Below are 24,974 nucleotides of genomic sequence, written 5' to 3'. Positions count from 1 at the left end.
CCACCCGGCCGACGTTCGCGGCCCCGTTCGCTCATCCGTCACTCCCGCCCGTCGACTCTCTCCGCCCGCGACCGGCGACGTTTTCCGCCGTCCCCCCGCAGTGACGGCCATGACGACGGAGATCCTCCTCACCAACGACGACGGCATCGACGCCGTCGGGCTCCGGGCGCTTTCCGACGCGCTCTCGCGCGAGTACGACGTGACGGTGGTCGCGCCCGAGAGCAACCAGTCCGGCGTCGGCGGCGCGCGCTCGTGGTGGGACACGACGGTTGAGTACGCCGAGACCGACCTCGGCTACGCGGTCGAGGGGACGCCCGCGGACTGCGTCGCCGTCGCGGACGTGGCGCTCGGGCTCGACCCGGACGTCGTCGTCTCCGGCTGTAACCACGGGCCGAACATCGGCGCGCACATCCTCGGCCAGTCGGGGACGGTCGGGGCCGCGATGGAGGCGTCGTTCCTCGGCACGCCGGCGATCGCGGTGTCGCTGTACGACCGCGGCAACCTCCCCGTTCCGCCGACGCTCGACAACGACGACTTCGCGGTCGCCGGCGAGGTCGTCGCCGACCTGCTCGCCCGCGCCGAGGTCGGGGGCGACGCGAACGCCGACGGTTCTCCCCTCGCGCTCCCGTTCGGCGCCGACGTGCTGAACGTCAACGTGCCCGCGGCCGACGACGAGGCGGCCGCGGATCCGACCTACCGGTTGACCGAACCCGCGCGCGGCTTCGACGTGATCGAGTTCCGGCCGGGCGACGAGGCCCCGGAAGACGAGAACGTCCCCGACGACTGGAAGTTCAGCGAGCGGCGCGGGGAGATGGGGATGGAGCTCCGCGACCGCTTCTGGCGGGAGTTCCTCCGCGGCGACATCGCCGACGATCCCGGCTCCGACCGGCTCGCGGCGGTCGAGGGCGAGGTGAGCATCTCCCCGCTGTCGTCGTCGCGGTCGATCGCCGGCGACCGCGCGGGCGAGGTCGTCGAGCGGGCGGCGCCCGAATCGGCGGCCTCGCGGATCGAACAGGACTGACGGACGAAAATTTCTCGGTGCTCCCCCGACCTCAGCGCCGCCGGCCCGGCCGCCGCGAACCGCCGGTGAACTCCCTCCCCAACCGGCCGAGGTACCACACGACGACCAGTCCCAACGCGACGCCGACGCCGAGCGCGGCGAGCAGTTCGATCGGGGAGGGGTCGAACTGGAGCGAGATGAGCGGCGGCGACACCGCCACGACGAGGAGGATGACCGCCTTTATCCGCCGGTTTCCGGCGTCGCGCTCCGCCTCCGACATGGGCCCTACCACGCCGATCCCCCCGCGGTCCGCGCTCGGGCCTCGATCGCTCCCGTGTCCATGGGCCACCCACGGCTCGCCCCGATATCAACCCGGCGGAGCCGGTCGGGCGACTGCGGAGTTGAGGGCGGACGAGCGCGACCTTGCGATCGATCCGCACACCTACGTCGTCGCGTCCTGATAAGCCTCTCGACCGTTCACGCCGGTAACGGTGGGCTACCGCCGTGAACGGTCTCGACTGTTTAAGCCGATCCGGGTCCACGTCTCCGACACCCCTACCCGCGGTCCCGACGGCCCCGTTTCGCGGGAGCCGCTCCTTCGGGCGCCGTTCCGCGGCGCTTTTGAGCCGACCCCGACAAGCGGGACGCATGGACGACGAACTCCGCGAGCGCGTCGAGGCGGCCGGCGAGGCCGCCGCGCTGTTCAACGCGCTCAAACACGGCAGCGACCCGGACGTGGGCGCCATCATGGGCCCGCTGATGGGCGAGAACCCCGAGTTCCGACCGCACGGCGACGAGATCCCCGGCGTCGTCGCGCCGATCGTGAACCGGGTCGCCGGCATGGACGAGGCGGAGCGCCGGGAGCGGCTCGGCGAGCTCGCGCCCGACAAGCTCGCGGAGCTGGAGGCCGACGACGAGGCGGACGAACACGTCCTCCCCGACCTCCCGAACGCCGAGGCTGGCGAGGTCGTGATGCGCGCCGCGCCGAACCCGAACGGCCCGTGGCACGTCGGCCACGCGCGGATGCCCGCAGTCATCGGGACGTACAAGGAGCGCTACGACGGCGAGTTCATCTGCCGGTTCGACGACACCGACCCCGAGACGAAACGACCCGATCTGGACGCGTACGACGCCATCTTAGGGGACATCGAGTACCTCGGCTTCGAGCCGGACCGGGTGCTCCGCGCCTCCGACCGGCTGGAGACCTACTACGACCACGCCCGCGAACTGATCGACGCCGGCGGCGCGTACACCTGCTCGTGTTCCGGCGAGGCGTTCTCGGCGCTGAAGAACGACGGCGAGCCGTGCCCGCACCGCGAGAAGGACGCCGAGACGGTCCGCGAGGAGTTCGACGCCATGATCGACGGCGAGTACTCGGCCGGCGAGATGGTCCTCCGCGTCCGGACCGACATCGAACACAAGAACCCCGCCCTGCGCGACTGGGTCGCCTTCCGGATGATCGACACGCCGCACCCGCGCGAGGCGGCGGCGGAGTACCGGTGCTGGCCCATGCTCGACTTCCAGTCGGGCGTCGACGACCACCTCACGGGCGTCACGCACATCATCCGCGGGATCGACCTCCAGGACTCCGCGAAGCGCCAGCGGTTCGTCTACGACTACTTCGGCTGGGAGTACCCCGAGGTGCTCCACTGGGGCCACGTGCAGGTCGACGAGTACGACGTGAAGCTCTCCACCTCGACGATCAAGGAGCTGATCGAGACCGGCGAGCTGACCGGGTGGGACGACCCGCGCGCGCCGACCATTCGGTCGATGCGCCGCCGCGGCATTCAGGGGCAGGCCCTCGTCGACTCGATGACCGAACTGGGGATGTCCACCTCGGACGTCGACCTGGCGATGTCCTCCGTCTACGCGAACAACCGCGACCTGGTCGACGACGGGGCGAACCGCTACTTCCTCGTGCGCGACCGCGACGACGCGCCCGCCGTGGAGCTGCCGATCGTCGACGGCGACGCGCCCGCGCCCGAGGCGGGCCACCCGCCGCTCCACCCCGAGCACGCCGACCGCGGTGACCGCGAGGTGCCCGCCGGCCGGGTCGCGATCGAGTCCCCGGACCTCCCGAGCGAGGGCGAGCGCGTCTGGCTCAAGGGGTACGGCTGCGTCCGGTACGAGGGCGACGAGCTGGTCTTCGTCGACGCCGACATCGACGTGGTCCGCGAGGGCGGCGTGGACGTGATCCACTGGGCGCCGGTCGAGGAGGGGCTCGACACGCTCCTCCGCACCGTCGACGGCGACGTGCGGGGGATCGCGGAGCCCGCGCTCGCCGACGTCGATCCCGACACGGTCGTCCAGTTCGTGCGCGTCGGCTTCGCCCGGATCGACGCGTTCGGTCCCGCGGCGACCGACGAGCCGGACGGACCCAACGGCGAGGAGGACCTGCTGGCGTACTACGCGCACCCCTGAGTCGGGTCGTCGTCGCGCTGAATGGTCTCCGTCTTCCGGACCGCGTCGCGGAGTTTAAACCCCCGAGCACCGAATCACGGGCAAGATGGCCATCGACTCGAACTTCGAACAGAACCGGGAGCAAGTCGGCGAGGAGGACGGCGTCGCCGTCTGGGGGCCCGTCGAGCCGCCGGAGAAGCAGGGGATCCGCGGCACCCACGTCGCCGTCGACTTCGACATCTGCCTCGCCGACGGCGCGTGTCTTGAGGACTGTCCGGTCGACGTCTTCGAGTGGGTGGACACGCCGGGGCATCCGGAGTCCGAGCGCAAGGCGAACCCCGCCGACGAGGACCAGTGTATCGACTGCATGCTCTGCGTCGACGTCTGCCCGGTCGACGCGATCGACGTCGATCCCGGCCGCGAGAACCGGTTATAAGCGATCGAGTGGGTGGGGCGCGGGCGATTTTCGACCTCCGTGGTGAGCGATAACCGGCTGACTGCGGATCGACGGCGAACCCCGCAAAGCCCCGGCCGGCGGCAAGCCGCCGGCGACCGCGCAGGCGCGCGCCGACACCCCCTATCCTTTTGCGCGTTGCCGCGATATCCGCGGACAGATGGAGTTGGAGGCGATCCCCGGCGTCGGCGCGAAGACGGCCGCGGCGCTGCGCGAGCTCGACGACCCGGTCGCGACAGTCGAGTCCGGCGACGTGGCCGCGATCGCCCGCGCGCCCGGCGTCAACGAGGCCCGCGCGGCCCGCATCGCGCGCGGCGCGATCCGCCGGCGACACGGCGATGACGGGCGCGTGCTGGCGACCGACCGCGCCCGCGAGGTGTATCGAGAGGCGATCGACCTGCTGCGCGAGCGCACCGTCACCGACTACGCCGCCAAGCGGCTGGAGACGTTCTACCCGAGCGGCTCGGCTTCGCGGATCGAGGAGGCGCAGTCGTTCGCCGAGGCGGCGACGGAGCGAGAGCCGGATCCCGCGGTCCGGGAGGCGCTCGCCGGGGTCAAACCCCTGACTGACCCGCCGACGGTTCGGGTGCGAGACCGCTGTCTCGCGACGGCCGACGCCGAGACCCTCGCCCGTGCCGAGTCGGCGGTCCCGGAGCTGTCGGTCGAGACGGTCGAGGAGGCACGCGACGTCTCCGAGCTCGCGCGGTCGTACGCGACCGTGATCGTCTTAGACGAGGCGTTCGCCGGGCTCGACGTCGAGGGCGACGTGCACGTCCGCCCGGACGCCTTAGAGACCCCCGCAGAGACGGTTCCGGAGCGACTGCTCGCCTTCTTCGCCGCGAACCGCGAGCGGCTGGAGGCCGCCGCGGCGGTCCACGAGGCGGCGGACCTCTCGCCAGCGGCCGACCTCGACCGCCTCCGCGACGCGCTCGCGCGGCTCGACGACGACGGGACGGTCGTCGGCGACGCGGAGCTGGACCGGCTGACGGCCGCCGTCGACGACCTCGACGCCGCGGTGTCGACCGCCGAATCGGTCGCGGACGACCGGCTCAGGGAGGCGATCCGCGAGCGCGACGTGACGATCGAGGGGACCGACTTCCTCTCCTTGGTCGAGCAGGGCGCCCGCGTCGACTCCCTCCTGGACCGCGAGCTGGCCGACGAGTACGACGAGGCGATCGAGCGCGCCCGCGAGCACCTCGCGGACGCGCTCCGCTTGGAGCCCGGGGAGGCGGAGCTCGCGGACCGCGTCTTCGGCGGCGACCCCTCCTTCCCGGTCGAACACGAGGAGAGCGCGGTCTCCCGGCTCCGAACCGAGCTCTCGGCGGCGCGGGACCGGCGGGCGGCCCGGCTCAAGTCCGAACTGGCGAGCGACCTCGGCGACCTGCGGGAGCCCGTGGAGACGCTCGTGCGCGACGCCCTCGAACTCGACGTGGAGCTGGCGATCGCGCGGTTCGCGCGCGACTTCGACTGCGTCATGCCGGAGGTCGTCGGACCGGAGGAGACCGCCGCCGGCGACGCGAAGGGGTTCCGCATCGAGGGCGGGCGCTCCCCCCTCCTCGACGTCGACTTCGTGGACGTGGAGCCGATCGACTACGCGGTGTCGGGCGCGACGCTCCTCTCGGGGGTCAACTCCGGCGGGAAGACCTCCACCCTCGACCTGGTGGCGCTCGTCGTCGTGCTGGCCCAGATGGGGATGCCCGTCCCCGCCGAGTCGGCGACCGTCGAGCGCTTCGAGGAGGTCCACTACTACGCGAAATCGCAGGGGACCCTCGACGCCGGCGCGTTCGAGGCGACCCTCCGGGACTTCGGCGACCTCGTCGAGGGCGCCGACGGGCGGCTCGTCCTCGTCGACGAGCTGGAGTCGATCACGGAGCCGGGCGCCTCCGCGAAGATCATCGCCGGCATCCTAGAGGCGCTCGACGAGCAGGACGCCACCGCCGTCTTCGTCTCCCACCTGGCCCGCGAGATCCGGGACGCCGCCGACTTCGAGGTCGCCGTCGACGGGATCGAGGCGGCCGGGCTCGTCGACGGCGAGCTCCGGGTGAACCGCTCGCCGAAGAAGGGGCACCTCGCGCGGTCGACCCCGGAACTCATCGTCGAGAAGCTCGCAGAGGACCGTGGAGGGGACTTCTACGGGGACCTCCTGGAGAAGTTCTGAGGCGGTGAGTGGGTCACACCGACGACGACCCCCGTTCGACCCCGCGTGACCACCATCAGCTTCAGGTGTCGGTCCCGCGAAACGGCTCCCATGCCGGCCGTCACCCCGCTCGCAGTCCTCCTCGGCGCGGTCCAGCTCGTCGTCGGCCACCGGGTCTCGCTGTCGGTCACCGGTCTCTCCCGCGTCGCCCGCGCGCTCGTCGCCCTCGCCGTCGCGGCGCTCGGCGTCGCCGCGCTGCTCGGGTTCGGGATCGTCGGCATGGTCCTGTTCGACCTGCTCGCGCTCGCCCTCGCCGCCGTCGGCGGACAACGCGAGACGAGCCCGGCCGCCGGGTGACAGAGGCCTACAGCAGCACCGCCCCGGCCAGCCCGAGGAAGACGAAGAAGCCGAGCACGTCGGTCGCGGTGGTGATGAAGATCGTCGCCGAGGTCGCCGGGTCGTACCCGAGCTTGTCGAGGACGAGCGGCGTGAGCGCGCCGAAGAAGCCGGCGATGACGAGGTTCGCGACCATCGACACGCCGATCACGGCGCCGAGCAGGATTCCGAATTCACCGTACGAGAAGGCGGTCGCGATGACCGCGACCAGGGCGCCGGTGATGAGCCCGTTGACCGCGCCGGCGATCGCCTCGTTCGCGATGACCCGCTTCCCGGTCGAAAGCGACACCTGCCCGAGCGAGATCCCGCGGACGGTGACCGCCATCGACTGCGTGCCGGCGTTCCCGCCCATCCCCGCGACCACCGGCATGTAGGCGGCGAGGATCGCGACGGCGGCGATCGTCGACTCGAACAGCCCGACCACCGCCGCGGCCATGAACGCGGTGCCGAGGTTGAGGATGAGCCACTTGTACCGCCGCCGGACCTTCTCGACCGGCCCGTCGAGGACGCTCTCCTCCTCCGCGACGCCGGTGAACTCGTAGAGCGTCTCGCCCGCCGCCTCGTCGATCAGCCGCAGCAGGTCCTCGGCGTGGATAACGCCGAGGATGTCGTTCTCCTCGTCGAGCACGGCCACGGTCCGCTCGCTGTTCTGCCGGAACACCTCCAGCACCTCCTCGTCCTCCCGGTCGTACCTGACCGACGGCGTCTCCCGGACGTGGTCGGGTATCGACTCCGACGCCGCGTCGGCGACGGAGAGCGCCGCACCGGGGAGCTCGCCGAGCAGCTCGTCGCCGTCGGTGACGAATATCGTCGGCACCTTCCCGGTTCGCTCCTCGAAGCGACGCACCCGCTCCGTCACCTCCGCGAACGACCGACCGGCGTCGACGGTGACGTAATCGAGCGTCATCACCCCGGCGGCGCTCTCGGGATCGAACGACAACAGGAAGTCGACCTTCTCGCGTCGACTGTTGTCGAGGCTGGTGAGGACCGCCTCGCGTGTCTCCTCGTCGACGTAGCCGAGCGCGTCGGTTATCTCGTCCGGGTCGAGCGGGTCGACGAACGACTCCAGCTGTTCCGGGGTCATGCCGGTCGCGACCGCCTCGCGCGCGCTCTCCGAGAGCGCGAAGAAGACGTCCCGTCGCTCGCGTCGCGGCAGCGACGCGAACTCCGCCGCCGGCTCCGGCGACATCGCGATCGCCTCCTGTACGTCGGTCGTCTGGCTGCTCATACGCGGCCGTCACGAGAGTCGCACTAAACGGTGCCGGACGGCGGCATCGCGCGTCTCGCGGTCGCCGCCGAGCGCCGGGCTCAGTCGTCGTCGGCCACAGCCGGCTTCCGACGGTCGTCGCGGGGGCCTTCGAGGTCGACGTCCGGAAGCAGGTCCCGCAGGTACCGCCCGGTGTGCGAGTCCTCCTCGCGGGCGACCGCTTCCGGCGTCCCGCTCGCGACCAGCTCGCCGCCGCCGTCGCCGCCCTCGGGACCCAGATCGATCACGCGGTCGGCGTTCTTGACGAGGTCGAGCTCGTGTTCGATGACGACCACCGTGTTGCCGGCGTCGACGAGCCGGTGGAGCACGTCGATCAGCTTGCGCTCGTCCGCCTTGTGGAGCCCCGTCGTCGGCTCGTCGAGCAGGTAGAGGGTGTCGCCGGTCGCCTTCTTGCCCAGCTCCTCGGCGAGCTTCACGCGCTGCGCCTCGCCGCCGGAGAGCGTGGTGGAGGGCTGGCCCAGCTCCATGTAGCCGAGCCCCACGTCCTTCAGCAGCTTCAGGCGGCGCTGGAGCCCCTGGTGGCTCTCGAAGAAGTCGTACGCCTCGTCGACGCTCATGTCGAGCACGTCGGAGATGGTCGCGCCCTTGTACTCCACGTCGAGCGTCTCGTCGTTGTACCGCGCCCCGCCGCACTCCTCGCAGGGGACGTACACGTCCGAGAGGAAGTTCATCTCGATCTTCACGGTCCCCTGGCCGCCGCACTCCTCGCAGCGCCCGCCCTTCACGTTAAAGGAGAAGCGACCCTTCTCGTAGCCGCGGCGCTTCGCGAGCTTGGTCTCCGCGAACAGCTCCCGGACGTAGTCGAACACGTCGGTGTACGTGGCGGGGTTCGAGCGCGGCGTCCGCCCGATCGGCGACTGGTCGATGAGCCGCACCGTCTCGATCTCGTCCACCCCGTCGATCGCGTCGTGTGCCCCGGGGTCGACCGAGGTGTTGTCGTTCATCTCGCGGGCGAGCCCCTTGTACAGGATGTCGTTGACGAGCGTCGACTTCCCGGAGCCGGAGACGCCGGTGACGGTCGTCAGCGTGCCGAGCGGAATCGACACGTCGAGGTCCTTGAGGTTGTGCTGGCGGGCGCCGCGCACGGTCAGCTCCCCGTCCGGCTCGCGGCGCTCGTCGGGCACCGGGATCTCCTTGCGGCCCGCGAGGTAGTCGCCCGTGATCGACTCGTCGGCGTCGATCACGTCGTCGAAGTCGCCCTGCGCAACCACTTCGCCGCCGCGCTTGCCGGGGCCGGGGCCCATGTCGATGATCTCGTCGGCGCGGCGCATCGTCTCCTCGTCGTGCTCGACGACGACGAGGGTGTTGCCGAGGTCGCGGAGCCCCGCCAGGGTGTTCAGCAGGCGGTCGTTGTCGCGCTGGTGGAGCCCGATGGAGGGCTCGTCCAACACGTACAGCACGCCGACGAGCCCCGACCCGACCTGCGTCGCGAGCCGGATGCGCTGGCTCTCGCCGCCGGAGAGGGTCGACGCCTCCCGATCGAGCGTGAGGTACTCTAAGCCGACCTCCTCCATGAAGCCGAGCCGCGCGCGGATCTCCTTTAAGATCTCCTCGGCGATCGTCGTGTCGCGCTCGTTCAGTTCGGCCTCCATCCCCTCGAAGTGCTCGCGCGCCTCCGCGATCGACATCTCGTTGACCTCTGTGATCGCGGTGCCGGCGACGAGCACGTGCCGCGACTGCTCCTTCAGGCGGGTGCCCTCACACTCCGGGCACGTCGTCACGGCCATGTACTCCTCGATGTGGTCGCGGGCGCGCTCGGAGTCGGTCTCGACGTGACGGCGCTCTAAGTTCGGGATGACCCCCTCGAAGCGCTCGGTCTTCTCGCGGGTGCCGTTCTTCGTCGTCCACTCGAAGTGGACCAGGTCGTCGGTGCCGTAGAGGAACTGGCGCCGGATCGACTCGTCGAGCTCCTCGAAGGGCGTGTCCAGCGAGACCCCGAAGTGGTCCGCGACGTTGTCGAGCTGGCGGGAGTAGTAGGTGCGGTCGTAGCTCCACGGTTCGAAGACGTTCTTGAGGGCTTTCGAGGGGTCCTCGATCACGAGGCCCTCGTCGACCTCCTTCGTCGAGCCGATCCCCTCGCACTCGGGACAGGCGCCGTAGGGGCTGTTGAAGGAGAACGAGCGCGTCTCGATCGCGGAGAACTGCACGTCGGAGTTGGGGTTGCCGAGCTCCTCGGAGAACTCGACGACGAGCCGGTCGTCGCCCTCGGCGTCCGCGGCCAGCGACCCGGTCGAGCGCGCGTTCGAGGCGAAGGGAACGTCCTCGGGCGGGTCGGGGACGATCAGCTTGAGGGCGCCGTCGGCCTCCTCTAGGGCGGTCTCCACGGAGTCCGTGATCCGCGAGCTCGCGTCGGGCGAGACCGTCACGCGGTCGACGATCACGTCGATCGTGTGGTCATAGTTCTCGTCGAGCTCCGGGTCGTCCAAGGTCAGGTCGACCGGCTCGCCGTCGACCTCGACCCGGGCGTACCCGTCGGCGACGAGCTCCTCGAACAGCTCCTCGAAGGCCCCCTTCTGGTCGCGGACGACCGGCGCGGCCACCTTCGCGCGGGTCCCCTCGGGGAGGTCGAGGATCTGGTTCACCATGTCCTGTGCGGACTGCTCGCCGACCTCCTCGCCGGTGACGGGGTCGTACTGGGTGCCGATCCGGGCGTACAACAGTCGGAGGTAGTCGTGCAGTTCGGTGACGGTCCCCACGGTCGAGCGGGGGTTGTTCGCGGCGTTCTTCTGGTCGATCGAGATCGCGGGGGAAAGCCCCTCGACCGACTCCACCTGCGGTTTGTCCATCTGCCCGAGGAAGTTGCGGGCGTACGCCGACAGCGACTCGATGTAGCGGCGCTGCCCCTCGGCGTAGACGGTGTCGAACGCGAGCGACGACTTCCCCGACCCGGAGAGCCCGGTGACGACGGTGAACTCCTCGCGCGGGATCCGGACGTCGAGGTCCTTGAGGTTGTGCTCCTCGGCGCCGCGGACCTCGATGTAGTCCTTGCTCATCTTGTGCCCCCGTTTCGTGCGCGCGCGGGAATACCCGTCGGTCTCGGCGGTCTGCGGGGCTGACGGGACGGCGGTCTTCGGCGCGGTGAGAAGGGAAGTGGACCGGATCGGAGCCCGAGCGCCCGTCAGCGCCCGACGAGCTCCGAGGGCGGCGAGAGGTTCCGCCGGCCGCCGAACGTGACGAGGAACAGGACCCCGACGCCGACGCCGTACGCCGCCATCAGCGGGAGCGTCGCGAGGATCATCGTGATCACGTCCGCGGGGGTGAACACCGCCGCGAACAGCAGGATCCCGACGGTGACCTCGCGCCAGCGATTCCGGAAGACCCGGTACGGGATCCCGGCGTTGTTCAACAGGAGCATCGCGATCGGGATGTCCGCGAGGAAGCCGATCCCGACGGTGGTGTAGATGACGAGCCAGAGGAAGTCGCTCACCTGGTAGGTGATGATCATGTTCGCCAGCTTGGCGTCGGTGACGAGCCAGCCGATGATCCCGGGGGCGATGTAGGAGTACCCGAGCGCGAAGCCGCCGATCAGCCCGGCGAACAGCGCTCCGGTCCAGAGGTACACCGTCCAGATCCGTCCGGCGACGAAGCCGCGCTCGCGGAGGGCGGGCCACGCGTAGTAGAGTGCGACCGGGAACACGGCGACGATCCCGAGCAGCACCGAGAACTTCACCATGAAGATCAGCGCCTCGACCGGGTGGAGCGTGATGATGCTGATCCCGCCGTCGACCTCGGCCGGGACGCGGGACTCCAGGTCGTTTCGCACCGTCGCGAGCCCGCCGAGGTAGAGCCACGTGAACGCGGCCGCCATCACGCCGCCGAAGACGGCGACGAGCCGGAACGACCGCGAGCGCAGGGAGTCGAAGATGAACTTGAGGTCTTTGTAGTAGCCGCCGATGTCGTCTTCGGCCTCCTCCTCGTCGCCGTCGGTGAGCTCGGAGAGGAACGTGGAACTGGCCCGAGAGGTCCGGTCCTGGACGGTCCCCATCAGCCCGTCGCCGCCGGCACCGCCCGCGCCGCCGCCTCCGGACCCGGTCGCGTCGGCGTCGGGGTCGGCCTCGCTGCCGTCGCCGTCGCCGTCACCGTCGTGTACCGCGTCGAACCGGTCGAGGATCGCCTGGGCCTTCTCGGGCTCGTCGTCGTCGATCGCGGCCTGCGCGAGCGCGAGCGACTCCTCCTCATCCATCTCCGCGAAGGCGTCGTCGGGGGCGGCGCGCACGCCGGCCGCGTCGAGTTCGCTCACGTCGATGGCGGCGGGGTCGCCGTACTGGTACCCCGCGCTCGTCGTGTCGAGGTCGGCGTAGACGGCCCACAGCGTCGCGACCGCGACAAACGCGATCGCCCACGCCACGGCGTAGATCCCGGCCGCCGTCGCGGGGTCGGTGCCGAGCCCGGCGCCCGGTTCGAGGAAGCGCCAGTCGCTGCCGACGAGCCGGAGGAGGTCGTTGACGGCGCTGCGCCCGCCGTACTCGTAGAAGGCGTACACGATCCCGCCGCCGAGGACGGCCGCGCCGCCCACGACGTTCCAGTGGTTCCGCGCGGCGCCGAGCACGTCGATGCGGTCGGAGCTCCGCTTGGCCGTGACGACGAGCTTCGCGAGGTAGAGGCTGAAGCCGTATAAGGCGATCAGCGGGAACGCCCACATCAGCTGCGTGAACGGGTCCGGCGGCGAGAAGAGGGCGCCGAAGACGAAGATTGCGACGACCGCGTAGCGCCACTTGTCGCGGAACGTCTCGTACTGAACGATCCCGGAGTAAGAGAGCCCGGTGATCAGAAGCGGCATCTGGCCGGCGAGCCCGAAGGAGAGCGAGAGGAAGACGATGAACTCCGTCCACATCACGATCCCGTAAGTGGGCTGGAGTCCGGCCTCCAGCCCGAAGCCGGCGAGGAAGGAGAACATGATCGGGAAGAACGCGTAGATCCCGTAGGCGACGCCGACCCCGAACAGCCCGAACCCGAGGAGCGCGATCCCGGCGAGCTTCCAGCGCGGGACCGGCGACTGCGGCCACGCCCCGCGGGCGCGGAGCTCGTCGCGAGCGACGTAGATGAAGGGCGGAATCGCGAAGATCACGCCCACGATCAGCCCGATCTTCGCCTGCAGGAGGATCACCTCGAACGGGGTCGTCGCGATCACGTCGGAGGCCGCGGCGACCTCGGGGGACATGTTCGCCTGCGTGACGGCAAAGAGGAAGTCCCAGACGTACACGCGGAGCGCCCAGAACGTCGCGAGGAATCCCAGCAGGAAGACGACGAACACCTTCTGGAGGTCTTTCTGAACCGACCGGAGGAAGGCCTTCGCAGACTCGCGTCCCTCCGCGAGCGACTGCTGGGTATCCTCGTCGAGGGCACTCGCCATACGGGACCGGAAGTCCGTCGCCGTTATCAACCTTTTCGACCGCGCTCGCGTCCGCCGCCCGGGTGGACGCTCGCCGCTATCCGAAAAGGCCTATAGTCACCCGGTTGCCTAGAAGAAGTGAATGGACGATTCGGACCGGTCGCGCGACGACTCCTCGGCCCCCGAGGACGGCTCGGTCGACGACGAAACGGTCGACAGCGCCGACGCCGGCGGTGCTGAATCGCCCGAATCGGCCGAGACGGCCGATGATACCCACGACGACGGGTCCGACGGCGATGACCGCGACGCCGACGAGTCGGCGTCCGTGGAGCCCGAGGTGTCGTCCGAGGTCACGCCCGAGGTCGGCGCGGGCGAAGATAACGAGGAGGCTGCGGGCGAGACCGGCGCGGGCGCAGACGCCGAGAACGACGAAACCGAGGACGGCGGCGAAGACGAAACCGAGGACGACGCCGAGAACGACACTTTCGACGCGCACGAGCCGGGGAGCGCGAAGTACCTCGACGACAGCGAGAAGCCGGACCTCTCGGGCGCTTCGTCCGACGACGATACCACTGACGCGCCGACCGTCGAGGACGGCGGCGTTGCCGAGGGGGCGACCGGCGGCGACGAGGAGTTCGCGGGGTTAGAGGCGCCCGAGACGGACGAGGAGATGCCGCTCGCGGCCCACATCGAGGAGATGATGCGGCGGCTCGCGGTCGTCTTCGTCTTCGGCGGGCTGGCGACGCTGGTCGTCGTCACCGAGTCGACGGAGCTCATCAACTACTTCTGGAGCTACCACATCCCGGCGCCGATGGAGAACCGGCCGCGGCTGTACGGGCCCCTCGAACTCCCGCTCACGCGGCTGAAGGTCGCCGGGCTCGCGGGCGTCGTCGTCGGGCTCCCGGCGTTCGTCTACCAGACCTATCGGTTCATGCGGCCGGGGCTGTACGAGAACGAGCGACGCTACTACCTCGCGGCGGTTCCGACCAGCCTCGTCCTCGGCGGGATCGGGATCGCGTTCGCGCACTTCCTCGTGTTGCCCGCGATCTTCTCGTATTTCACCACCTACACCTCCGACGCCGCGACGATCGCGTTCGGGCTCGCGGAGACGTTCAACCTGATCGTCATCATGCTCGCGTTCATGGCGATCGTCTTCCAGATCCCCCTTTTCATCATGCTCGCGATCATGATGAACCTCGTCACCCGGCAGTGGCTGGAGGCGAAGCGGCTGATCTTCTGGGGGTCGTTCCTCGGGATCGCCTTTTTGTTCAGCCCCGACCCGACCGGGATGGCGCCGATCATCGTGACGCTCACCATGATCGTCCTGTACGAAGGGACGCTGGCGGTGCTGCGCTGGACCGGGAACTAGGCGGAACGCGGCGATCCCCCGGTTCCTTCGTCGAAGCGCTCTCGTTCAGGCGACGTCTCGGCGAGCGACTCGGTCGACAGCGACCGGGGGCCGGCAACGACACTCCGTGCTGTTCTCCCGTCTCATCGTATTGACATCCAGAAAGAATATCGACAAGTGGCACCGATCGGGTGGTATGGTCTCCCGCGAGAACGAGATCGTGTTCGGCTGTGTCATCGTCGGGGCCGTCGCGGCGTTCTGGCTCGCAGACACGGGTGCGCCGGCAGGGATTCCGGCAGGCGCCTTCGCTCTCGTCGCGGCGGTCGTTCCGATGGCGATCAACAATCGGCTCGACGCGACGGCCTCCGCAGAGTGAACGCCGCCTCCGGCGTCTTCACCTTGAAACCGCTCGGTTACGGAGTCGCCTTCCGCTCCACCGATCTCGACGACCTAGACGCCGGGGACGCCGAACGCGCCGACGCCGAGTCCGAAGACGGAGTTAACGACGAAGAGCACGACGAGCGCGGCGACCCACGCGCCGCCGCCGATGATCGCCGCCTTCACCCAGCCGCCGGGGTAGCGCCAGTTGATGACGCCGACCCACACGACCAGCGCGATGAGCGGGCCGACGAGCGGGACCCACGACGTGAGCGCCCAGCCGAGCGCGCCGAGCAGCGCGGTGACCAGGGCGTGGCCGTAGTCATCGACGTCGACGACGACCCGCGCGCTGAGGTAGATGGCGAGGCCGCCCACGAGCAGCGCGACGACGAACGAGGCGATCGATCCGATGAACGGGAGTGTCACGGGAGAGAACGCCGGAGCAGCCGTATAAAACCGGGGCAGACGCCTATTCCCCGCCGAGCAGCTCGACGAGCAGCGCGTTCTGCGCGTGCATCCGGTTTTCGGCCTGGTCCCAGGCCAGCGCGCGGTCCGACTCCAACACGTCGTTCGTGATCTCCTCGCCGCGGTGCGCGGGCAGGCAGTGCATCACCTTCGCGTCGGTGCCGGCGAGCAGCTCCTGATTCACCTGGAACCCCTCGAAGGCGGCGAGCTTCTCCGCGCGCTCGTCCTCCTGTCCCATCGAGATCCACACGTCGGTGTAGACGATGTCGGCGCCGTCGACCGCGACCTCGGGGTCGGTGGTCGGCTCCACGTCCGCGCCGAACGCCGCGGCGCGGTCGAAGACGGCGGGGTTCATCCCGTACTCCGCAGGGGTGGCGACCGCGACGTCGATCCCGGCCATCGCGGCGCCGACCACGAACGACTGCCCGACGTTGTTGCCGTCGCCGACCCACGCGACCGTGGCGTCCTCGCCGACCGTCTCGCGGATCGTGAGGAGGTCGGCGAGCGTCTGGCAGGGGTGCGCCTCGTCGGTGAGCCCGTTGATCACGGGGCAGTCGGCGTGCTCGGCGAGGGTCTCGACGTCCTCGTGGTCGAACAGCCGCGCCATCACGCCGTCGACGTAGCGCCCGAGCACGCGCGCGGTGTCCCGCAGCGGCTCGCCGTGGCCGAGCTGGATGTCGTCGGGGCCGAGGAACATCGCGTGGCCGCCCAGCCGGGTCATCCCCGTCTCGAAGGAGACGCGGGTGCGCGTCGAGGGCTTCTCGAAGATCATCCCGAGCGTCGCGTCCGGGAGTCGGGGGTCGGTCTCGCCCGCCTTCATCGCGGCGGCGCGGTCGATCAGGGCGTCCAGTTCGGCCGGCGTCACGTCGTCGATATCGAGGAAGTCGTCGGTGGCGAGTGGCATGGGTGGGTCGTGGGTGATCGGATCGGTGGTGGTGTCGGAGTGCTCGTGCGTCGTTACGCCGGTTCAAAAGGAGGCGGCGTCACGGCCGGTGCCGTGACGCCTACGGTCGGTCCCGGCAGACGTCGCTCAACACCGCCGTCGCGCGGTCCAGCTCGGAGAGGGGGAGCCGCTCGTCGGGCGCGTGGTCGAGGTCCGAGTTCCCGGGGCCGTAGGTGACCATCGGGCAGTCCCACGCGGCCGCGAACAGGTTCATGTCGCTCGTCCCGGTCTTGCGCAGCAGGCGCACGTCGCCGCCGGCGCCGCGGATCGCGACGCGGAACGCCCGCGCCAGCTCCGTCCGCGGGCTCTCCATCACCGGCGGGATCGGCTCCTTCCAGTGGACCGAGCCGGTCGACAGCTCCGTCTCCGCCAGCTCGTGGATCTCGTCGACCGTCCGGTTCGGGGGGACGCGCAGCTGCACGTCCATCGTCGCCTCGACCGCGAGCCCGTCGTCGGTGAGCCCGCCGTCGACCGAGACGGGCTTCGTCGTCACCTGCTCGAAGACGGGCGTCTCCTCGTCGGCGGGCTCGAACGTCTCCTCGACGCCGTGCCACCAGTCGATCGCGTGCTGGATCGCGTTCGGCTCGGGCCGCGAGGTGTGGCCGGACTCGCTCGTGTTCACGTACGTCCCCGCGAGGAACCCGCGGTAGCCGAGGGTGACGCCGTCCCAGCCGGAGGGCTCGCCGTTCACCACGGCCTCGGGCGCGTCGCGGTCCTCGACGAGGTGGCGGGCCCCCCGCGAGTTCGTCTCCTCGCCGGCGACGCCGACGAACGAGACGCCCGTCTTCACCGCCGCGACCGCCATCGCGACGAGGGGACCCGTGGCGTCCACGGTCCCGCGCCCCCAGAGCACGGGCTCGCCCGGTTCGCCGACCTCGTCGTCCTCGGCGGCCGGCTTCACCTCGACCGGGATGTCGCCCGGGACGGTGTCGACGTGCGAGGTCAACAGGACGGCGTCGCTGGCGGGCGCGCGGACGTTGCCGACCTCGTCGATCCACGCCTCCCGCCCGTTCGCCTCGAAGAAGTCGACGAGGCGCTTCGCCGCCTGCTCCTCCTCGCCCGAGGGCGAGGGGATGGAGACCATGTCGTACAGCAGCTTCCGGGCCGGCGTGTCGCAGGCCTCGGGGTAGCCGCCGCCCGCGACCACGTCGGTCCCGGCCGACGAGGAGTCGGCGGCGGTGGACTCGGTCGCCGCGTCCTCCGATTCGCGCTCCTTCCCGGTCGACATCACCCGATCACCTCCGCGAGCGCGTCGACCACGGCGTCGGCGTGCTCGCGCTCGATCGTTAGCGGCGGGAGCAGGCGCAACACGGTCCGGCCAGCCGGCAGCGCGAGCACCTGGTGTTCGATCGCCAGGTCGCGGAGCAGGCGGTTCGAACCGCGCTTCACCTCGATGCCGATCATCAGGCCGTCGCCGCGCACCTCGCGGACGTCGTCGCCGAGGCGTTCCTCGATCTGTCCGCGGAGGTACTCGCCCGTCTCGGCGGCGTGTGCCGGGAGGTCCTCGCGCTCGATCACGTCGAGGGTGGCCCCGGCGGCCGCGGAGACGACGGGCCCGCCGGAGAACGTCGAGCCGTGGTTGCCGGCGTCGTCGGCGATCCAGTCGCGACACAGCGTCGCGCCGATCGGGAGCCCGCTCGCGAGCCCCTTCGCGGTCGTGAGCACGTCGGGCACCACGCCGTGGCGCTCGGCCGCCCAGAGCGTTCCGGTGCGGCCGAGCCCGGTCTGTATCTCGTCTAAGACCATCGCGGCCCCCGCCTCCTCGGTCGCCTCGCGGACCGCTTCGAGGTACGCGGTGGCGGCGGGGTTGATCCCGCCCTCGCCCTGCAGAGGCTCTAAGATTACCGCGGCGGTCTCGTCGTCGACCGCCTCGCGCATCGCCTCGGCGTCGCCGTAGTCGACGAACTCGACGCCGCCGGCGAGCGGCTCGAACCCCTGCTTGTACTTCTGCTTCCAGGTGGCGGCGAGCGCGCCCATCGTCCGGCCGTGGAACCCCTGCGTCGTCGCGACGATCTTCTCGCGACCGGTCGCGTGGCGCGCGAACTTCAGGGCGGCCTCGTTGGCCTCCGTGCCGGAGTTACAGAGCCAGACGTTGTCCACGTCGCCCGGGCCGGCCGCGGAGAGCTGCTCGTACAGCCCCGTCCGCGCCGCGTTCGGGTAGGACGCCTGCACGTACATGAGCTCCTCCAGCTGGCTCGTCGCGGCGTCGACGACCTCGGGGTGACAGTGGCCGACCGGCGTGCAGGCGTAGCTCGCGCCGAAGTCGAGGTACTCGGTCCCGTTCGTGTCGGTGAGGTGGACGCCGTCGCCGGAGGCGATCTCGATCGGCTTCTCGGAGAAGACGAAGCCGCTCATGCGGTCTCGCCCTCCGTTTCGGCCTGTTCCGCATCGTCACCGTCCGCGTCGCCGAGCACCGACCGTTCGATCGCCGTCCCCGCGCCGCCGAGCGCGGCGACGATCGGGTCGCGGACGTTGGCGTCCGCCACGATCACGCGCCCGGATCCGCCCGAGAGCGCCTCCTTCGCGGCCATCACCTTCTTGCCCATGAACCCCTCGGCGGCGTCCTCGACCGCGTCGAGCTCGTCGGGCGTCGCCGCCGACTCGATCAGCGTGTCGGGGTCGTCCGGGTCCGCGTACACGCCGGCCACGTCGGTCAGGAGGACGAGGTCGGCACCGAGCGCACCGGCGACCGCGGCGGCCGCCCGGTCAGCGTCGGTGTTGACGGGCGTGACGCCGCCGTCGCCCTCTCTGCCTTCCATGGGGGGCGAGACGACGGGGGTGTAGCCGTCGGCGAGGAGGCCGGAGAGGAGGTCGGCGTTGACCGACTCGATCCGCCCCGAGTGCTCGCCGCGGCGGATCTTCTTCTTGCCGCCCTCGATCACCCGGACCGCGGACTTGCGGGGCCCCGAGAGGAGCCCGCCGTCGACGCCGGAGAGGCCGACCGCGTCGACGCCGGCCTCGCGGAACAGCGCCGTCAGCTCGGTGTTGAGCTTGCCGGCCATCGCCATCGTGAACGCCTCCATCGTCTCCGCGTCGGTGAACCGACCCGTGACGCCGGAGGCGGACTCGACGTACTCGGGCTCCATGCCGAGCCGCTCGATGGTCTCGTCGACGACGGTGGAGCCGCCGTGGACGACGACGACCCGCCGCCCGTTGGCGGCGAGGTGGGCCACGTCGCCGACCGCGCCGGCCGGGTCGACCGCCTTCGCGCCGCCGATCTTGACGACGACGGGCGGCTCGTCTGCGGGGTCCGTCGCGGCGTCCGCCGCGGCCGCGGCGGCGCCGTCGCCGCCGGTGTCGAACCCCGTCACGGCGATCCCACGGGGTGGAGCCCCTGGAACTCCAGACCGGCGTCTTCGGGCAGTCCGAGCGCGACGTTCGCCGCGTGGACCGCCTGTCCGGCCGATCCCTTCATCATGTTGTCTATCGCCGAGAAGACGACGATGCGCCGGTTGCCGGGGTCGAGCTCGAAGCCGACCTCGCCGTGGTTGGTGCCGGCGACCGCCTTCGGCTCGGGGGAGCGGTAGACGCCGCCCCCGCCGGAGACGATCCGCATGAACGGCTCGTCGGCGTAGGCGCCGCGGTACGCCTGCCACAGGTCCGCCTTCGAGACGGGCTCGTCGGGGAAGACGTGACAGGTCGCGCTCGCGCCGCGCACCATCTCGACCGCGTGGACGGTGAAGGAGACGTCGAGCCCGAGGTACGCGCCGATCTCCGCCTCGTGGCGGTGGCTCGTGGGCGCGTAGGGGCGCACGACGCCCGACCGCTCGGGGTGCGAGGAGGCCGCGCCGCCGCCGGCGCCGCCCTCCGAGGAGCCCACCTTCACGTCGACGACGACCTCGCCGGCGTCGGGGCCGAGCGCGCCCGCGTCGACGAGGGGCTTCAGCCCGAGCATCGTCGCGGTCGCGTTGCAGCCGCCGCCGGCGATCAGGTCGGCGCCGGGCAGGTTCTCGCGGTTGAGTTCGGGGAGCGCGTACTCCGCGCGCTCTAAGTACTCGGGCGACTCGTGGCCGTCGTACCACTCGTCGTACAGCGCCGCCTCGGGCAGGCGGAAGTCGGCCGAGAGGTCGACGACCGTGTCGGCCGCCTCGAAGTACTCGTCGATCCGCCCCATCGAGACGCCGTGGGGGGTCGCCGAGAACAGCACGTCGACGGATTCCAAGTCGTCGGGGTCCGAGAAGCGCAAGTCGAGCCCGCGCAGGTTCGGGTGCGACCGACCGACCGTCATGTTGTCGGCCGACCGCGACGTTGCCTGTACGACCTCGAACTCGGGGTGCCCCGAGAGGATCCGCAGCAGCTCGCCGCCGGTGAAGCCGGTGCCGCCAACGACGCTGGCGGTGTACGTCTCGCCGGAGTTCGCGTCAGCCGCCGAGCCGGCCGCGTCGTCTGCGCTCATGCCGTGACCTCCTCGCCGTCGGCCGCCGCGGCCGCCTTCGCCTCCAGCCAGTCGACGACCTTCGCGGGCACGTCGACGTCGGTGGCTGAGTCGAGCGCCTTGAACTCGACCGTGTGGTTCACCTCGTGAACGGTGTACTCGCCGGACCCGGTGCCGCCGACCTCCATCAGGTCGACGCCGAGCATGCCGCCGCCGACCGCCTCGGACGCGCGCTCGACGAGGTCGAGCGCGCGGTCGTCGAGGTCGAACGACTCCGTCTCGCCGCCCTTCGCGGCGTTCGTGAGCCAGTGGTCCGAAGAGCGGGTCATCGCGGCGACCGGCTCGCCGTCGACGGCCAGCACGCGGATGTCGCGGCCGGGCTTGTCGACGAACTCCTGGACGTAGAACACCTTGTGCTCGTAGTGGCCCAGCGTCTCCTTGTGCTCTAAGATCGCCTCCGCGGCGTTGCGCGTGTCGATCTTCGCCATCAGCCGGCCCCACGAGCCGACGACGGGCTTGAGCACGCAGGGGTAGCCGAACTCCTCGATGGCCTCCATCGCGGTCTCCTTCGTGAACGCGACCTCCGTCGCCGGGGTGGGAATGTCGGCCTCCGCGAGCGCGAGCGAGTTCTTCGCCTTGTCGGCGCAGACGTCGCCCGTCTCGGGGGCGTTGATCACGGGGACGCCGTAGCTGTCGAGGAACTTGGTCGCGTACAGCGACCGGCTCGTCGACAGACAGCGGTCGACGACCAGATCGAGGTCGTCGACGTCGGCCGTGGTGGACTCCAGCCCGAACCGCTCTTTGCGAACGTCGATCTTCGTGACCTCGTGGCCGCGGTCGCGGAGCTCCCCGAGCAGCAGCTTCTCGTCTTTCCGGATCCGCGAGTAGAGGATCCCTATTTGCATGTCGACCACTCGCGTGTCGCGGTCGTGGCGGTCGTCGCCATCTACTCGCCCCAGTCCTCCTCGAGTTCGGGAGCCTCTTCGAGCACGACGGGGTCCAGCGAGATGACCTCCAGCTCGGTCCCGGTGACCGGGCTGTCGATGATCTCGCCGACCTCGACGTCGGCCGGAAGCTCGATCTCTTCGCCCGTGATCGGGTCCTCTGCCAGCACCGGGTCAGTGTCGCTCGTCATCGTACCTCCTACTCGACCGTGAACCCGCATAAACCCTTCGAACTTGTAATCTAGTTTACAATAAATAGACTACCCGCTAACGGAGCAAAATCGGCCGTACAATCGCCGTGTGAAATCCGATGTCAGATTTCAGTAGTTAGTGTGTCCCCTCGCGGGGACGGCGGCGTCGTCGGCGGTCGCGGATCGACCGTCGACGGCGCCGGCCGCGGTCGCGGTCGTCGCGGCCGGCGAAGCCGCCGATCCGCGGCGGTCGTCGGGTCGCGGACGCGCACCGGCGACTCACGCATATGAGTCCACCTCCGCGTCCAGCAGCGCCGCCGCCGCCGCGAGCGACTCCCGCTCGTCGGCAAGCGCCGCGTCGTCGGCCTCGATCCCCGCCTCGGCGGTCGCGAGCTCGTCGGCGACCGCCTCGGGGGCGGGCCCGCCGGCGGAGTCGCGGCTCGCGACGCTGGCTGCGGGGTCGAGCGCGGACTCCACGTCCTCGCGGCTCACGTGCGCCGAGAGGGGCTCGCCCGTCACCTTTCGAGTGGCCTCGTCAACTTTTGCGGCCGCGGCCGCCGGCGAGTCGGCGTCGGAGACGGTCTCGGCGGCGGTCGCGACGATCTCGTGGGCGGTGCGGAAGGGCATTCCGCCCATCGCGAGCAGGTCGGCGACGCCCGTCGCCGTCGAGAACCCCTCGCCCGCGGCGTCCGCGAGCGCGGCCTCGTCCCAGTCGGCGGTCGCGACCGCGCCCGCGGCGACCGCGGTCGCCTCGCGCACGTCGTCGGCGATATCGAACACGCCCGCGTGGGCCCGCTGGAGGTCGCGGTTGTACGCGCGCGGGAGCCCCTTCAGCAGGCTCAGGGTGCCGGTCGCCTCGCCGATCGCGTCGCCGGCGACGCCGCGGGTCAGCTCCAGCGTGTCGGGGTTCTTCTTCTGGGGCATGATCGAGGAGGTCGAGGAGTAGGCGTCCGACAGCTCCACGAACCCCTTGTTCGAGAAGAGGATGAGATCCTCCGCGAGCCCCGACAGCGTCGTCGCGAGCGTCGCGCACGCGGTCGACCCCTCCGCGAGGAAGTCGCGCGCGGACGCCGCGTCCGTCGAGTTCCGGACCGTCCCGTCGAACCCGAGCAGCTCCGCGGTGCGGTCGCGGTCGATATCGAAGGGCGTCCCCGCGAACGCCGCGGCGCCCAGCGGCGACCGGTTGACCCGGTCGTACGCGTCGAGCAGGCGCTCGGTGTCGCGGGCGACCCCGCCCTCGTAGGAGAGCAGGTAGTGCGCGACCGTCGTCGGCTGGGCCGGCTGGAGGTGCGTGTAGCCGGGCATCGCGGTCTCGGTGTGCTCGCTCGCGACCTCGACGAGCGCCTCGCGGAGCGTTAGCGTGGCCTCGGCGGCCGCGAGCAGGTCCTCGCGCAGGCGGTACCGGATGCAGGTCGCCACCTCGTCGTTGCGCGAGCGGGCGGTGTGCATCCGGCCGCCGTCCGGGCCGATCCGATCGATGACCGCCGTCTCGATCGCCTCGTGAACGTCCTCGCCGTCTGGCAGGTCGCCGTGGCCGGCCGCCTCCACGTCGTCGAGGGCGGCGAGGATCTCGCCGGCGACCGCGCTGTCGACGATCCCCTGCTCGGCGAGCATCACCGTGTGCGCGCGGTCGACCGCGAGGTCGGCCTCGAAGATCGCCGCGTCGGCGGCGAGGCTCGACAGGAACCCGCGGGCGGGGCCGCCGCTGAAGCGGTCGCGGCGGACGGCCGTGCCGGGGTCGTCGTCGGTCATTTATTCGGACTCGTCGTCGATTCCGCTCCCGTCCGTCGCGAGCTCGGGCTTCGAGACGTTCGCCTTCACGTCGTTGGCGAGACGCTCCTGGAGCCCGTGGTACTTCGCGACGCCCGTGGCGTCCTCCTGGGCGATGCCGGCCACGTCCTCGGTGTTGAACGAGGCCATCTCCTCGGAGTAGACGGCGTACTCGGAGTCGCGGGCGACGACGCGGCAGTTGCCGCCGGAGACCTTCACCGTCGCGGTGCCGGTCACCACGTCCTGCGTCTCGTCGACGAACGCGTTCAGCGCGTCGACGACGGGCGCGAACACGAGCCCCTGGTACGCCTTCTCAGACCACTCCTGCTCGATCCCCTTCTTGAAGGAGCGCTCGTTCTTCGTCAGGACGAGGTCCTCGAGCGCCTGGTGGGCCGTCAGCAGGACGGTCGCGGCCGGGTGCTCGTAGTTCTCGCGCACCTTCAGCCCGAGCATGCGGTCCTCCATCACGTCGGTGCGGCCGATCCCGTAGCCCCCGGCGTACTCGTTGAGGTGCTGGATGAGCGAGACGGGGTCCATCTCCTCGCCGTCGACGGCGACCGGGACCCCCTCTTCGAAGGCGACCTCGATGGTCGTCTCGCCTTCCGGCTCCGCGGTCCACTCGTAGATGTCCTCCGGCGGCTCGTAGTTCGGGTCCTCCAGCTTCCCGCCCTCGACCGCGCGCGACCAGATGTTCTCGTCGATGGACCAGACGCCGCCGTCGCCGGCCTCGACGGGCAGGTCCTTCTCGGCCGCGTAGTCGATCTCCCACTCGCGGGTGAGCCCGAGCTCGCGCACGGGGGCGATCACTTCCAGATCGGAGCCGCGCCAGACGGCCTCGAACCGGAGCTGGTCGTTCCCCTTCCCGGTGCAGCCGTGCGCGATGGCGTCACAGCCCTGCTCCTCGGCGACGCCGAGGATCGCCTCGGCGATGACGGGGCGCGCGAGGGCGGTGCCGAGCGGGTAGCCCTGATACGTCGCGTTCGCCTTCACCGCGTCGTAACAGAGGTCCGCGAACTCCTCTTTGGCGTCGACGACGTGGATGTCGAGCCCGAGCGCCTCCGCGGTCTCCTCCGCCTCGTCGAACTCCTCGGTCGGCTGCCCGACGTCGACGTTGACGCCGATGACCTCGTCGTAGCCGTACTCCTCTTTCAACAGCGGCACGCAGACTGTCGTGTCGAGTCCCCCACTGAACGCGAGTGCAACGGTTGCCATTACCGGAGTAGAATGGACTCTATCCCTTAAATTCACCGATTTAGATGCTGTAAGTAAGTGGCGGCGGCGACGCTATTCGACGACGTAGCTGTCACTCTCCGGAACGGTACGGCGCGAACGCGACGAGGGAGGAAATTACTGGCCCGAAGGGGCCGGTCGTCGCGCCGCGCCGGAAGCCGGTCGCGGCGGTCGGACGCCTCGTCGCGGTCGCGGGGCTCGTCGGCCTCGGATGAGGGCGGCGTCGAGACGAGCCTCCGCGGTCATCACGTGTACCTACCCGAGTTTCCGTATAAAAAGATTCCGCACCTGACGGGCGATCGCAACGTTTGCCGCCCGAAAACGTCGGTCACGGCGCTTTCCGA

Annotated in this window: 21 protein-coding genes; 7 read left to right on the top strand and 14 right to left on the bottom strand. The window is 70.4% G+C overall.

Annotated features, from left to right (window positions below; genetic code table 11):
• The first annotated feature begins 109 nt into the window (after positions 1 to 109).
• On the top strand, positions 110 to 1,021 hold the full coding sequence (surE, locus tag JIN95_RS07940; protein ID WP_200531034.1) for a 5'/3'-nucleotidase SurE: 912 nt from the start codon (positions 110 to 112) through the stop codon (positions 1,019 to 1,021).
• 31 nt (positions 1,022 to 1,052) lie between these two features.
• On the opposite strand, the gene JIN95_RS07935 is transcribed toward surE, so the two are convergent.
• Complete coding sequence (locus tag JIN95_RS07935; protein ID WP_095636739.1) at positions 1,053 to 1,280, bottom strand: hypothetical protein; 228 nt, start codon at positions 1,278 to 1,280, stop codon at positions 1,053 to 1,055.
• A 368-nt stretch (positions 1,281 to 1,648) separates the two neighbouring features.
• Between JIN95_RS07935 and JIN95_RS07930 the strand changes: the two genes are divergently transcribed.
• The 4 genes from JIN95_RS07930 (at position 1,649) to JIN95_RS07915 (ending at position 6,348) form a co-directional block, all read left to right on the top strand.
• Positions 1,649 to 3,421, top strand: a complete 1,773-nt coding sequence (locus JIN95_RS07930; protein WP_200531033.1) for a glutamate--tRNA ligase — start codon at positions 1,649 to 1,651, stop codon at positions 3,419 to 3,421.
• A gap of 85 nt (positions 3,422 to 3,506) precedes the next feature.
• Complete coding sequence (locus JIN95_RS07925; protein WP_095636741.1) at positions 3,507 to 3,836, top strand: ferredoxin family protein; 330 nt, start codon at positions 3,507 to 3,509, stop codon at positions 3,834 to 3,836.
• 178 nt (positions 3,837 to 4,014) lie between these two features.
• A complete protein-coding gene (locus tag JIN95_RS07920) occupies positions 4,015 to 6,012 on the top strand; it encodes a helix-hairpin-helix domain-containing protein (RefSeq protein ID WP_200531032.1) in 1,998 nt (665 codons plus the stop codon).
• 90 nt (positions 6,013 to 6,102) lie between these two features.
• Positions 6,103 to 6,348: a hypothetical protein gene (locus JIN95_RS07915; protein WP_095636743.1), complete on the top strand. Its 246-nt coding sequence runs from the start codon at positions 6,103 to 6,105 to the stop codon at positions 6,346 to 6,348.
• 7 nt (positions 6,349 to 6,355) lie between these two features.
• On the opposite strand, the gene JIN95_RS07910 is transcribed toward JIN95_RS07915, so the two are convergent.
• The 3 genes from JIN95_RS07910 to JIN95_RS07900 form a co-directional block, all read right to left on the bottom strand.
• The gene (locus JIN95_RS07910; RefSeq protein ID WP_200531031.1) at positions 6,356 to 7,615 is read right to left on the bottom strand and encodes a magnesium transporter; all 1,260 of its coding nucleotides are present in this window, start codon (positions 7,613 to 7,615) and stop codon (positions 6,356 to 6,358) included.
• A gap of 80 nt (positions 7,616 to 7,695) precedes the next feature.
• Positions 7,696 to 10,647, bottom strand: a complete 2,952-nt coding sequence (gene uvrA / locus JIN95_RS07905; RefSeq protein WP_200531030.1) for an excinuclease ABC subunit UvrA — start codon at positions 10,645 to 10,647, stop codon at positions 7,696 to 7,698.
• 125 nt (positions 10,648 to 10,772) lie between these two features.
• On the bottom strand, positions 10,773 to 13,007 hold the full coding sequence (locus JIN95_RS07900; RefSeq protein ID WP_200531029.1) for a twin-arginine translocase subunit TatC: 2,235 nt from the start codon (positions 13,005 to 13,007) through the stop codon (positions 10,773 to 10,775).
• Positions 13,008 to 13,128: 121 nt separating this feature from the next.
• Between JIN95_RS07900 and JIN95_RS07895 the strand changes: the two genes are divergently transcribed.
• Together JIN95_RS07895 and JIN95_RS07890 are read left to right on the top strand one after the other, a co-directional pair.
• Positions 13,129 to 14,355 carry a twin-arginine translocase subunit TatC gene (locus tag JIN95_RS07895; protein WP_200531028.1) on the top strand — a complete coding sequence of 409 codons (1,227 nt, stop codon included), beginning with the start codon at positions 13,129 to 13,131 and terminating at the stop codon, positions 14,353 to 14,355.
• A 175-nt stretch (positions 14,356 to 14,530) separates the two neighbouring features.
• The gene (locus tag JIN95_RS07890) at positions 14,531 to 14,710 is read left to right on the top strand and encodes a hypothetical protein (RefSeq protein ID WP_095636748.1); all 180 of its coding nucleotides are present in this window, start codon (positions 14,531 to 14,533) and stop codon (positions 14,708 to 14,710) included.
• A gap of 74 nt (positions 14,711 to 14,784) precedes the next feature.
• On the opposite strand, the gene JIN95_RS07885 is transcribed toward JIN95_RS07890, so the two are convergent.
• The 10 genes from JIN95_RS07885 to JIN95_RS07840 form a co-directional block, all read right to left on the bottom strand.
• Complete coding sequence (locus tag JIN95_RS07885; RefSeq protein ID WP_095636749.1) at positions 14,785 to 15,138, bottom strand: hypothetical protein; 354 nt, start codon at positions 15,136 to 15,138, stop codon at positions 14,785 to 14,787.
• 43 nt (positions 15,139 to 15,181) lie between these two features.
• A complete protein-coding gene (gene argF / locus JIN95_RS07880) occupies positions 15,182 to 16,081 on the bottom strand; it encodes an ornithine carbamoyltransferase (protein ID WP_200531027.1) in 900 nt (299 codons plus the stop codon).
• Positions 16,082 to 16,181: 100 nt separating this feature from the next.
• Positions 16,182 to 17,348 carry a [LysW]-lysine hydrolase gene (locus JIN95_RS07875; RefSeq protein ID WP_200531026.1) on the bottom strand — a complete coding sequence of 389 codons (1,167 nt, stop codon included), beginning with the start codon at positions 17,346 to 17,348 and terminating at the stop codon, positions 16,182 to 16,184.
• Positions 17,348 to 18,475 carry an aspartate aminotransferase family protein gene (locus JIN95_RS07870; protein WP_200531025.1) on the bottom strand — a complete coding sequence of 376 codons (1,128 nt, stop codon included), beginning with the start codon at positions 18,473 to 18,475 and terminating at the stop codon, positions 17,348 to 17,350. The genes JIN95_RS07875 and JIN95_RS07870 overlap by 1 nt, the downstream gene beginning before the upstream one ends.
• Positions 18,472 to 19,431 (bottom strand): acetylglutamate/acetylaminoadipate kinase, encoded by a 960-nt coding sequence (locus JIN95_RS07865; RefSeq protein ID WP_321169257.1) that lies wholly within the window; start codon positions 19,429 to 19,431, stop codon positions 18,472 to 18,474. Before JIN95_RS07865 ends, JIN95_RS07870 begins: the two co-directional genes overlap by 4 nt.
• A complete protein-coding gene (gene argC / locus JIN95_RS07860) occupies positions 19,428 to 20,516 on the bottom strand; it encodes an N-acetyl-gamma-glutamyl-phosphate reductase (protein ID WP_200531024.1) in 1,089 nt (362 codons plus the stop codon). Before argC ends, JIN95_RS07865 begins: the two co-directional genes overlap by 4 nt.
• Positions 20,513 to 21,400 (bottom strand): lysine biosynthesis protein LysX, encoded by an 888-nt coding sequence (lysX, locus tag JIN95_RS07855; protein WP_200531023.1) that lies wholly within the window; start codon positions 21,398 to 21,400, stop codon positions 20,513 to 20,515. The genes argC and lysX overlap by 4 nt, the downstream gene beginning before the upstream one ends.
• 41 nt (positions 21,401 to 21,441) lie before the next feature.
• Positions 21,442 to 21,630, bottom strand: a complete 189-nt coding sequence (gene lysW, locus JIN95_RS07850) for a lysine biosynthesis protein LysW (protein ID WP_008001778.1) — start codon at positions 21,628 to 21,630, stop codon at positions 21,442 to 21,444.
• A 279-nt stretch (positions 21,631 to 21,909) separates the two neighbouring features.
• The gene (gene argH / locus JIN95_RS07845; RefSeq protein ID WP_200531022.1) at positions 21,910 to 23,382 is read right to left on the bottom strand and encodes an argininosuccinate lyase; all 1,473 of its coding nucleotides are present in this window, start codon (positions 23,380 to 23,382) and stop codon (positions 21,910 to 21,912) included.
• Positions 23,383 to 24,612 carry an argininosuccinate synthase gene (locus JIN95_RS07840; protein WP_095636754.1) on the bottom strand — a complete coding sequence of 410 codons (1,230 nt, stop codon included), beginning with the start codon at positions 24,610 to 24,612 and terminating at the stop codon, positions 23,383 to 23,385.
• Positions 24,613 to 24,974: the final 362 nt, after the last annotated feature.

The organism is Halorubrum sp. LN27 (genome assembly GCF_016635065.1).
Lineage (GTDB): Archaea > Halobacteriota > Halobacteria > Halobacteriales > Haloferacaceae > Halorubrum > Halorubrum salipaludis.
The sequence above is the reverse complement of the archived record's forward strand: the minus strand, read 5'-3'. Positions and strand labels throughout refer to the sequence as shown.

Bases quoted from the DNA above. Each gene is read 5' to 3' on its own strand.
- JIN95_RS07890 (WP_095636748.1), top strand. From the start codon at position 14,531: ATGGTCTCCCGCGAGAACGAGATCGTGTTCGGCTGTGTCATCGTCGGG.
- JIN95_RS07920 (WP_200531032.1), top strand. From the start codon at position 4,015: ATGGAGTTGGAGGCGATCCCCGGCGTCGGCGCGAAGACGGCCGCGGCG.
- lysX (WP_200531023.1), bottom strand. From the start codon at position 21,400: ATGCAAATAGGGATCCTCTACTCGCGGATCCGGAAAGACGAGAAGCTG.
- JIN95_RS07875 (WP_200531026.1), bottom strand. From the start codon at position 17,348: ATGTCGACCGGGAAGGAGCGCGAATCGGAGGACGCGGCGACCGAGTCC.
- JIN95_RS07935 (WP_095636739.1), bottom strand. From the start codon at position 1,280: ATGTCGGAGGCGGAGCGCGACGCCGGAAACCGGCGGATAAAGGCGGTC.
- argH (WP_200531022.1), bottom strand. From the start codon at position 23,382: ATGACCGACGACGACCCCGGCACGGCCGTCCGCCGCGACCGCTTCAGC.
- JIN95_RS07915 (WP_095636743.1), top strand. From the start codon at position 6,103: ATGCCGGCCGTCACCCCGCTCGCAGTCCTCCTCGGCGCGGTCCAGCTC.
- JIN95_RS07870 (WP_200531025.1), bottom strand. From the start codon at position 18,475: ATGAGCGGCTTCGTCTTCTCCGAGAAGCCGATCGAGATCGCCTCCGGC.
- uvrA (WP_200531030.1), bottom strand. From the start codon at position 10,647: ATGAGCAAGGACTACATCGAGGTCCGCGGCGCCGAGGAGCACAACCTC.
- surE (WP_200531034.1), top strand. From the start codon at position 110: ATGACGACGGAGATCCTCCTCACCAACGACGACGGCATCGACGCCGTC.
- JIN95_RS07840 (WP_095636754.1), bottom strand. From the start codon at position 24,612: ATGGCAACCGTTGCACTCGCGTTCAGTGGGGGACTCGACACGACAGTC.
- argF (WP_200531027.1), bottom strand. From the start codon at position 16,081: ATGCCACTCGCCACCGACGACTTCCTCGATATCGACGACGTGACGCCG.
- lysW (WP_008001778.1), bottom strand. From the start codon at position 21,630: ATGACGAGCGACACTGACCCGGTGCTGGCAGAGGACCCGATCACGGGC.
- JIN95_RS07900 (WP_200531029.1), bottom strand. From the start codon at position 13,007: ATGGCGAGTGCCCTCGACGAGGATACCCAGCAGTCGCTCGCGGAGGGA.
- JIN95_RS07930 (WP_200531033.1), top strand. From the start codon at position 1,649: ATGGACGACGAACTCCGCGAGCGCGTCGAGGCGGCCGGCGAGGCCGCC.
- JIN95_RS07925 (WP_095636741.1), top strand. From the start codon at position 3,507: ATGGCCATCGACTCGAACTTCGAACAGAACCGGGAGCAAGTCGGCGAG.
- JIN95_RS07910 (WP_200531031.1), bottom strand. From the start codon at position 7,615: ATGAGCAGCCAGACGACCGACGTACAGGAGGCGATCGCGATGTCGCCG.
- argC (WP_200531024.1), bottom strand. From the start codon at position 20,516: ATGAGCGCAGACGACGCGGCCGGCTCGGCGGCTGACGCGAACTCCGGC.
- JIN95_RS07895 (WP_200531028.1), top strand. From the start codon at position 13,129: ATGGACGATTCGGACCGGTCGCGCGACGACTCCTCGGCCCCCGAGGAC.